Source organism: Brevundimonas sp. Root1423 (assembly GCF_001426805.1).
In genome coordinates, this window is sequence record NZ_LMFL01000015.1 from 37,913 (window position 1) to 46,996 (window position 9,084).

The 9,084-nt window shown below is 72.2% G+C and carries 7 protein-coding genes and 1 pseudogene; 1 reads left to right on the forward strand and 7 read right to left on the reverse strand.

From position 1 onward, the window contains the following. Nucleotides 1-2: 2 nt before the first annotated feature. Complete coding sequence (locus ASD25_RS11390) at nt 3-2,414, forward strand: ATP-binding protein (RefSeq protein ID WP_055830940.1); 2,412 nt, start codon at nt 3-5, stop codon at nt 2,412-2,414. Nucleotides 2,415-2,416: 2 nt separating this feature from the next. On the opposite strand, the gene ASD25_RS11395 is transcribed toward ASD25_RS11390, so the two are convergent. From ASD25_RS11395 to ASD25_RS33155, 7 genes and pseudogenes are all read right to left on the reverse strand, one after another. After that, a complete protein-coding gene (locus tag ASD25_RS11395; protein ID WP_055830942.1) occupies nt 2,417-2,929 on the reverse strand; it encodes a periplasmic heavy metal sensor in 513 nt (170 codons plus the stop codon). Beyond that, nucleotides 2,926-3,354, reverse strand: coding sequence for a hypothetical protein (locus tag ASD25_RS11400; protein ID WP_055831266.1), 429 nt, complete (start codon nt 3,352-3,354; stop codon nt 2,926-2,928). Before ASD25_RS11400 ends, ASD25_RS11395 begins: the two co-directional genes overlap by 4 nt. 5 nt (nt 3,355-3,359) lie before the next feature. Further along, complete coding sequence (locus ASD25_RS11405) at nt 3,360-3,923, reverse strand: RNA polymerase sigma factor (RefSeq protein ID WP_156376984.1); 564 nt, start codon at nt 3,921-3,923, stop codon at nt 3,360-3,362. A 66-nt stretch (nt 3,924-3,989) separates the two neighbouring features. Further along, nucleotides 3,990-4,613: an EF-hand domain-containing protein gene (locus tag ASD25_RS11410; protein WP_055830945.1), complete on the reverse strand. Its 624-nt coding sequence runs from the start codon at nt 4,611-4,613 to the stop codon at nt 3,990-3,992. A gap of 68 nt (nt 4,614-4,681) precedes the next feature. Then, entirely contained in the window at nt 4,682-7,570 is a 2,889-nt protein-coding gene (locus ASD25_RS11415; protein ID WP_055830947.1) for a bifunctional [glutamine synthetase] adenylyltransferase/[glutamine synthetase]-adenylyl-L-tyrosine phosphorylase, read from the reverse strand. After that, a complete protein-coding gene (locus tag ASD25_RS11420; protein WP_055830949.1) occupies nt 7,567-8,973 on the reverse strand; it encodes a HAMP domain-containing sensor histidine kinase in 1,407 nt (468 codons plus the stop codon). The genes ASD25_RS11415 and ASD25_RS11420 overlap by 4 nt, the downstream gene beginning before the upstream one ends. Before the next feature lie 30 nt (nt 8,974-9,003). After that, a pseudogene (locus ASD25_RS33155) lies at nt 9,004-9,084 on the reverse strand (helix-turn-helix domain-containing protein); the annotation flags it as partial.

Here is a 9,084-nt window from a genome sequence, read left to right on the forward strand (position 1 = left end):
CCTTGCGGGGCAACGAGCGCCGCATAACCAGCGAGGGACGGCGTTGGGCGGACCGGCGCAAGGGGCCGCCGGCGTGGCTTCGCATCGCCCTGCTGACCGTCACCCTGGCCGTCGCGGCCTATGTCCTGCTGTTCGCCCGTGAAATGGCCCGGCCGGGACTGGAGGCGGACGCCCTGCGCCTGAGCGCAGTGGACCGCGAGGCCCGCCTTCTGGCCCTCGACCTCGAAACCCGCATCGCTCCCGTGCAGGCCGCCGTCCGCGCCGCCGCCATCGGCGCCGATTCCTCCGCCGAGATCCTGCAGCGCGCCCGGGCCGTCGCGCCCGGTGCGGCCTTCGCCGTCCTGGACGGGATCGACCGCCCCGTCGCTGTCGCGGGCGGGGACGCCCGGATGTTCGCCGCCGCCCCGGGCCGGTCGCGCCTGAGCGCAGACGGTCGCGCCATACTGATCTCCAACCCTCTGGTCGGCGGAGGCCGACTGGTCGGCCGCGCAACCCTGCCGCCGCTCGCGCCGCAAGACGGCGTCGAGCGCTCGATCCTGTCCGCGCCGGACACCATCCTGACCAGTTCCCGAATGAACGCCGCCGCCCTGGGCCTGGCGACCGCGCCGGTGGCCCCCAACGGCCGGGGCGTCACCCTGCGCAGCGACGGGCGCGCCATCCGCCGGACGGGCTCCGCTGTCGGCGACACCGGCCTGATCGCCGTCGCCTCCACCCCCGTCACCGTCGGCGCCGACGCCCTGCTGGACGATGTCTGGGTGCTGACGGCGCCGGTCGGCATCGGCGCATTCGTCGTCCTGCTGGCTCTGCTGCTGCAACGCCGCCAGCAAGGCATCAGCCAGGAATGGGCGGCGTCCGAACAGCGGTTCCGCGGCGCGGTCGAGGCGGCCCGGTGTGGGGTCTGGGAATGGGACACCGAAAGCGAGACGGTCACCATCTCGGACTATATGGCCCAGCTGATGGGACTGGAGCAGCGCGGCGCGGTCACGGCCGACGAGATGCTGGCCCGGATTCACCCACGCTATCACGAGGCTGTCCTGCACGCCTTGCGGCAGGCCCAGACCTTCGGCGCCTTCGACGTCAGCTTCCCGGTGTCCGACAGCCAGGGCAAGGCGCGCTGGATCGACGCGCGCGGCCAGGCGCGCGGCGACCGCGGCGAGGACGGCTTCACCAGCGTGTTGGGCGTGGCCCTGGACACGACCGAGGCCCGCCGCGCCAAGGCCCAGGCCCAGGCCGCCGAAAGCCGGCTGCGCGACGGGATCGAGAGCGTGTCCGACGCCTTCGTCCTGTTCGACAAACAGGGCCGGCTGATCCTGTCCAACCAGGCCTTCCAGGACGCCTTCGGCTTCGAGGCGGGGGTCGTCCGCCGTGGAGCCTTCAAACAGGACCTCAACCGGATCGCCGCCCTGGCCATCACCTCGGACCAGCCGGCGACAGGCGGGCGGGCCGGCGCGCGCGAGATCGAGCTGAACGACGGGCGCTGGCTGCAGCTGGTCGAGCGCTTCACCTCGGACGGCGGTTCGGTCGTGACGGCCGCGGACATCACCGCCATCAAGCGCAAGGAGGCCGAACGCCAGCGGGCCACCGAGCGGCTGCACGTGACCATCACCGAGCTGGAGGACCGCGAGGAGAAGCTGTCGCTGCTGGCCCGCAAATACGAGGTGGCGATGACCCGGGCCGAGGCGGCCAACCAGGCCAAGTCGGAATTCCTGGCCAATATGAGCCATGAGCTGCGCACCCCGCTGAACGCCATCAACGGCTTCTCGGAAATCATGGCCGGCGAGATGTTCGGACCCCTGGGCGACGCCCGGTACAAGGGCTACGCCGCCGACATCCTGAAGTCGGGCCAGCATCTGCTGAGCCTGATCAACGACATCCTCGACATGGCCAAGATCGAGGCCGGCAAGCTGACGCTCCACTATGAGAAGGTGTCGCTGAAGGAGGTGGTCGAGGACGCGACACGGTTGATGCGCGGCAAGATCCAGGAGGCGGGGCTGAACCTGCTGGTCGACGCCCCCGAGATGCCCGAGATCGACGCCGACTACCGCGGCCTGAAGCAGGTGGTCCTGAACCTGATCTCCAATGCCGTGAAATTCACGCCCGAGGGCGGCGACATCGTCGTCGCCCTGTCGCGCGAGGACGACGACCGGGTGCGGGTGGCCGTCACCGACACCGGCATCGGCATCGCGGAGAAGGATCTGGACCGGCTGGCGCGGCCGTTCGAACAGGTCGAGGGCCAGCACTCCAAGACCACCCAAGGAACGGGCCTGGGCCTGGCCCTGACCAAATCGCTGATCGAGCTGCACGGCGGGGTCCTGACCATCGCCAGCGAGCCCGGGCGGGGCACCACCGTGGGCTTCGTCCTGCCGATCCAACGGCCTGACGGCGTCCGCGCCGAACAGGCCCGCGCGGCCTGAGGTCAGTTGGCGGGGGCCGGCGCCTTTTCCGGGGGCGCGCCCTGCCTGTCCTGACGGACCACGACGCGGCCCCGGCGGGTCAGGATTTCCGACAAGGCCTTGCGGTCGGCAGGCTCCAGCGTATCCAGAACCTCGACGGCGTTCGCCTCCAGCCGGGCGCGGCCGCGCAACTCCGCCTGTCGCGACTCCGTCAGCAGGGCCGTGACCCGGGCGCTGTCGAAGCTGTCGGACGAGGCGATCCGGACGGCTTCGCGCCGCTTCTGGCGGGCTTCCTCGAAGTCGGGTCGGGCGGCGAGGGCCGAGGCGCGCAGGGTGTCCCGCACCCGGTCGCGAACGGCCGGATCCAGCTGGCCGATCAGCACCATGGGGGACCGCGTGCGGGGCGCGCGATGCTGCGCCTCCAGACGCTTTTCGACCTCGGCGCGGGTGACGAGCAGGCTGGCGCCCGCCGCCAGCGCGAAGAGATTGAGGGCCACCGAGGCGGCCAGGGCGATCTTCAGCGTCCGGGAGGTCATCCCAACACCTCGGTGTCATCCACGCCCATCAGCGACGCCTGATACAGGACCGCGTCGGCCTGGACGTCGGCGGTCAGGTGGGTGGTCATCATGACGCCGGCGGCCACGCCCGCGCAGGCGGCGGCGGCCCAGCCGGCGCCGAAGGCCAGGGTCAGGCGGTCCAGCCAGCGGCGGCCCTCGCGCCGCGCCTTCAGCCCGGCCCCGGCGGCCGAGGCGATGACGCGGTCGCGCAGCGCGATCGAGGGCGGGGCGGTGCGCGACAGGTGCAGCAGGGCGTCGACCGCGTCCGCCTCGGCGAGAGCCGCCCGCGCGATCTCCGGACGGGCCGCGGCGAATGCCTCGGCCGCCGCGCGCTCGTCTTCAGGCCAGCGCCGCGCGTCCGCGCCCCAGGCGGCGATCAGGGCCAGAAACCGTTCGGACGTCATCACACTCAAACTCCTTCAGCGCCCGGCCGGATATCGGCCAGGGCCTGTCTCAACGCCCGCCGTCCACGCGACAGCAGGCTCTCCAGCGCATCCACGCTGACCGACATCAGGGCCGCGGCCTCGATATTGGTCAGTTCCTGATAATGGCACAGCACGACCGCCTCGCGCTGACGATCCGGCAGGCGCGTCAGCGCCGCGTTCACGCGCGCGCCCACGTCCGCCGCCATCAGTCCCCGATCCGGGGAAGGCCCGTCGTCGGGCCGGTCCGGCGGGGCGTCGGTCGGAACCTCGCGCCGCCGGCGCAGCCGGTCGTAGCAGAGGTTCAGGGCGACCCGGTGCAGCCAGGTGTCGAACTTGGCCTGCCCCGGCGTCCAGCGCGGAGCCTGTTTCCAGGCCCGCAGCATGGCGTCCTGGGCCACGTCCTCGGCCTCGGCCGCATCGCCCAGCATGCGCTGCGCGAGCGCCAGCATCCGCGGCAGCTTGCGCGCCACCATGGTCTGGATGGCCGCGGGGTCGCCCTGACCCACGCGGCGCACCAGGTCCTCGTCGGGGTCGGCGATCAACGCCAATCCGGCCCTCTCCCATCGTTCGCGAAAGGGTCAGTCGGTCCATGACCGTCGCCCCGGACATCAACCCTACTCCGATGCGGGCGCCGGAGGCGACGCCTGCCTTTGGGCGTGACGTGCGGCGCGGCGTTCGGTCATGCGCTCGCGGCGCACGCCCTGCATTCCGGCCCGACGTTCGGCGGCGGTGATGAAGCCGTCCCGGTCGGCGTCCAGGCGGGTGAAGGCCTGTTCGGCCTTGGCCTGGGCCCCGGCGATCGAAATCGGGCCGTGCATGTTCGCTCCCTGGCCGTGGCGCGCCATCCGGCCCGCGCCCCGATGCATGCGGGCGGCGCGGTGCGGACGGGCCTCGGCCCGAGCGGCGCGGCGCATGTCGAATTCGGCGCGGCTGATGGAGCCGTCGCTGTTCGCGTCCAGACGCTGGAAGCGGGCGTCGGCGCGTTGGGCCATGCGCGCCTGGGCGACGGCGCGCATTTCCTCGGGCGTGACCGAGCCGTCGCGGTCAGCGTCGGCGGCGGTCAGGCGTTGCAGGCGCCGGCCGACGAACTCGGCCTGGCTGATGCGGCTGTCGCCATCGGCGTCGGCGCGCATCGCGCGGGGCGCTGCGGCCTGGGGCGCGGCCTGGGCGATGGCGACGCCCCCCGCGGCGGCGAGAGCCAAGGCGGCGAGAGCGCCGGCCAGAAGGGTCTTTTTCATCACATGATCTCCATGGCCGCTCGACGCGGCCGCTGTGTCCCTGTCCGGAGAGTGAAACGGCGACCGGGTCAGTCTCCGTCGCGGACCGCCGGCAGGGCGGTTTCGAAGGCGGCCCGCGCGGCCGCGCGCGTCTCGACGAGATGCGTCTTCAGGGTTTGGAAATCGGCCATGCCCGCCGCTTCAGCCAGCCGGCGCCGGAGCCCCTCTGGCTCGTGGTCGGGATCGGGCCTTTCGTCGAAGGCGGCGCCCAGAATCTGGTTCAGCGCCTGCTGCAGCCGCCAGGCCGAGGCGAGGGCCGGCTCATCCGCCAGGGCCTTGAGCGTCGACACTGTCAACGGCCCGCCGGCCGACGCCGCCGCCAGCTGGCCCGCCTGGGCGACGAATTCAGCGTCGACCTGGCCGCCGGGCGACAATTTCAGGTCCCAGAGCCCCTGACCCGGCCGCTCGCGGGCCATCAGATCGCGCATGCGCCGGGCGTCGGCGGCCACGTCCACGCCCGGACGCGGCCGGCGCAGGACGGCCTCGATCGCCGCCTCCACCCGGGCCCCGAACGCAGGGTCGTCGGTCCACACCACCCGCGCCCGCGTCAGGGCCATGAACTCCCAGGTGTCGGCCTCGGCGGCGTAATAGTCCTGGACCGCCTCCAGCCGCAGCGACACCGGCCCCTTGGCCGCGCCGGGGCGCAGCCGCATGTCGACCTCATACAGCCCGCCCTCCGCTGTATGCGCCGACAGGGCCGCGATCAGCCGCTGGGTGAAGCGGGAATAGAAGACGCCGGGGGCCCAGCCCTTTCCCTCGGACACGGCGTCGTCGGGCGCCGCATAGACCGTCATCAGGTCGAGGTCCGAGCTTGCCGTCATCTCCCGCGACCCGGCCTTGCCCAGGGCGATGACGGCGACCGCGCCACCCGGCAGGAGCCCGCCCTGGCGCACGGCCTCGGCCATGGCGGCAGGGGCCAGGGCGGCGATGACCGCGTCGGCCACGGCGGTGTAGGCGCGGCCCGCGGCCTCGGGATCGGCGCGCCCGGTCAGGGTCTGGACGCCGATGCGGAACATCTGCTCGCGATGCATCCGCCGCGCCACGTCGAGGGCGGACTCAAAGTCCGGCGCCGCGGCTGTGTCCGCCAGAAGTTGGGCGACGACGCCGGAATCCTCGTCGATGACCCGGGCGAAGCGGGCGTCGAGCATGCTGTCGAGCGCCGCCGGATACCGGCCCAGTGTGCGCGCCAGACGGGGGGCGAAGGCCATCACGCCGACGACCTGTTCGAACAGCTTCGGCTGGGCCAGGAACAGGGCCTGGACCTGCACCCCGGCGCTGAGTCCGGAGAAGAAGACCGCGAAACGGCGGAAGGCGGCGTCGGCCGCGCCGGTGTCGGCCAGCGCGGTCAGCAGGCGCGGGGCCAGACGCGTGAACAGCTCGCGCCCGCGCGCCGACCGGGTGGCGGGGATGCGGCCGTGGTGCCAGCTGCGGATCGTGTCGGCCACGCCGGCGGGTTCGGCGAAGCCCATGCGGGCCAAGGTCGAGAGGGTCTCCGGGTCGTTCTCGACTCCGGTGAAGACCAGCGAACCATAGGGGGACGACAGCGCCTCCTCGCCCTCGAACAGCTCGCCGTAGCGGCGGTTGACGCCGACCAGCAGGGCTTCGACCCGGGCGTCGAAGGCGGCCAGGTCGCCCTCCCCGGCCAGGGCGGCGACCGCGGCGCGCCGCGCCGGATCGACCGGAAGGGTGTGGCTCTGCTCGTCGTCGAGCATCTGCACCCGGTGCTCCAGCCGGCGCAGGCTCGCATAGGCCGCGGTCAGTTCGGCGCAGGCTTCGGGGCTCACATGGCCGGCGTCGCGCAGCAGGGCGAGGGCGTCGACGGTGCGCGGATTGCGCAGGGCGGGATCCCGGCCGCCGAGGATCAGCTGCTGGGTCTGGGCGAAGAATTCGATCTCGCGGATGCCGCCCCGGCCCAGCTTCAGATTGGCGCCCGCGGCGTCCAGCCCCTCGCCGGTCTTGTGAACGTGGATCTGCCGCTTGATCGACTGGATGTCGAGGATGGCCGGGTAGTCGAGGCTGCGTCGCCAGATGAAGGGCGTCAGGGCTGTCAGGAAGTCGCGTCCGGCGCCGATATCGCCGAGCATGGGCCGCGCCTTGATGAAGGCCGCCCGCTCCCAGTTCTGGCCGACGCCTTCGTAGTAGGACAGGGCGAACGGCACGGCGACGACCGGCGGGGTCGAGGAAGGGTCGGGCCGCAGCCTGAGGTCGACGCGGAAGACATAGCCGTCGCCGGTCCGCTCCTGCATCAGGGACGACAGGGCCTGGGCGGCGCGGTTCAGGAATTTCTGCGGCTCCACGCCCTCGGCCAGGGCGCTTTCCAGCGCCTCCGGCTCCCAGAACAGGCTGATGTCGATGTCCGAGGAATAGTTGAGCTCGAAGGCGCCGTGCTTGCCCATGGCCAGACCGAACAGGCCGGGGATCGGGCCGCGGGGATCCTCCGGCGCCGAAACCAGCTTGCCCCTTTCGCGCTGGTCGCTGGCGATGGCCCGCAGGGCGGCCCGGGTCGAGACGTCGGCGAAGCGGCTGAGCGCTGACGTGACCCCGTCGAGATCCCAGACCCCGCCGAGGTCGCACAGGGCGGTCAGCAGATGCAGTTCGCCCTTCAGCCGGCGCAGGGGCGCGCGAACGTCTTCGGCGCCCCCGGTCAGGGCTTCGGTCGCCGCGAGGATGGCGTCCAGCCGCTCGTCCGGTCTGTCTTCCAGCACGGCGCGCAACCGGTCGGGCCGGCGGCGGGCCAGGCCGAACAGATAGGGCGATGCGGCGAACACGGGGGCGAGGGCCGGCCAGGCCGTCTCCAGTTCCGCGGCCCAGCCGCCGTCGACGGCGGCTTCGGTCAGGCGCTCCCGGGCCCGCGCCGAGGCGTCCGGGTCGACGACGGGGCCGCAGGCGCCCAGGCGCCGGGCCAGGGCCCGGGTCATTCCGCCGCCGGCAGGATCAGCGCCACCCGCAGGCCCGGTCCGAAGCCGCCGTAGGCGCCCGGCCCCTCATCGAGGATGATTCGCCCGCCGTGCGCCTCCATCACCGCCCCCACCAGGGACAGGCCCAGACCCGAACCGGCCTCGGTGCGGCTGTTGTCCAGCCGCACGAACCGTTCGATGACGCGCTCGCGATCCTCTTCCGGCACGCCCGGACCGGTGTCGGTGACGGAGTATTCGATCTCGCCCGACGACCGCCGCCGGGCCCGCAGCATCACCGCGCCGCCGGTCGGGGTGTATTTGATGGCGTTGTCGATGATGTTGGCCAGGGCCTGGGCCAGGAAGGGCTGATTGCCCTCGATCATCAGGCCGCGTTCGATCTCGGCCGAGAACTCCAGCCCCTTGTCCTCCGAGGCCGGCTCGTACAACTCGGCCATGTCGGCGGCGAGATCGGCGGCGTCGAACACCCTGGGATCCGGGGTGCGGCCCGCCGCGGCCTGCAGCCGGGCGATGGCCAGGACGGTGTTGAAGGTCTTGAGCAGGCTGTCGGCCTCGTCCAGCGCCAGCTGCACCGCATCGACGCCGTCGATCTTGCCCGCCTCGGCGTCCATCAGCGCCACCTCCAGCCTGGCCCGCATCCGCGTCAGGGGCGAGCGCAGGTCATGGGCGATGGCGTCGCCGGCGTGGCGGATCGAGGCCATCGACCCTTCCAGCCGATCCAGCATGGTGTTCAGCCCCGCGCCCAGTTCGTCCAGCTCGTCGCCGGAGTTCCTGACCACCGCCCGCGCCTTGAGGTCGCCCTCCTGAACCGCGGTGACGACCTTGCCGAGCCGGCCCATGGCCCGTTCGAGATTGCGGCTGACCAGAATGCCGCCGGCCAGACCCAGCAGCAGAACGATGCCCATGGCCGCCCACAGGGCCTGGGTCAGGCGCGCCAGATAGGCCTCGGTCTCGCTGAGCGAAGCGCCGACGAGCAGCATTTCGCCGCCCGAGAGGCGTTGCTGCACCCCCCGCACCTGGGGCCGGGTCACACGGCCCTCGGCGTCTGTGTCCGTGAAGGGGAAGGTGATCCACTGCCGGTCGCCCTCCATCTTCTCGATCGGCGAGATGCTGAGGCTGCCGGTCACCCGGCTGCCGTCCGGGTTCATCAGAAGATAGACCAGTGAACTGCGGGTCAGCGACCGGTCGATCAACGCCCGGTTCAGGGCGTCGAAGCCGCGTTCATTGTAGATTCCCGTCAGGACCTGCATCTCGCCGCGCACGTCGCGCTCGGCCTTGGTCCGCGCCTCGGAGGCCGAGGCGAAATAGACCCAGGCCAGGATGGCGCTGGCCGCCGCGGCGAACAGGGCGAGGAACAGCAGCGTCAGCCGGAAGGGCGTGCGGCGAAGGAGGGASGGRAGTTTCACGGGCGGSCGYCAGGGCTCCAGCCGGTAGCCCGCCCCGCGCACGGTCTGCAGCATGGCGTGATCGAACCCCTTGTCGATCTTGGCGCGCAGGCGGCTGATGTGGACGTCGAT

Bases quoted from the DNA above. Each gene is read 5' to 3' on its own strand.
- ASD25_RS11410 (WP_055830945.1), bottom strand. From the start codon at position 4,613: ATGAAAAAGACCCTTCTGGCCGGCGCTCTCGCCGCCTTGGCTCTCGCC.
- ASD25_RS11400 (WP_055831266.1), bottom strand. From the start codon at position 3,354: ATGACGTCCGAACGGTTTCTGGCCCTGATCGCCGCCTGGGGCGCGGAC.
- ASD25_RS11395 (WP_055830942.1), bottom strand. From the start codon at position 2,929: ATGACCTCCCGGACGCTGAAGATCGCCCTGGCCGCCTCGGTGGCCCTC.
- ASD25_RS11415 (WP_055830947.1), bottom strand. From the start codon at position 7,570: ATGACCCGGGCCCTGGCCCGGCGCCTGGGCGCCTGCGGCCCCGTCGTC.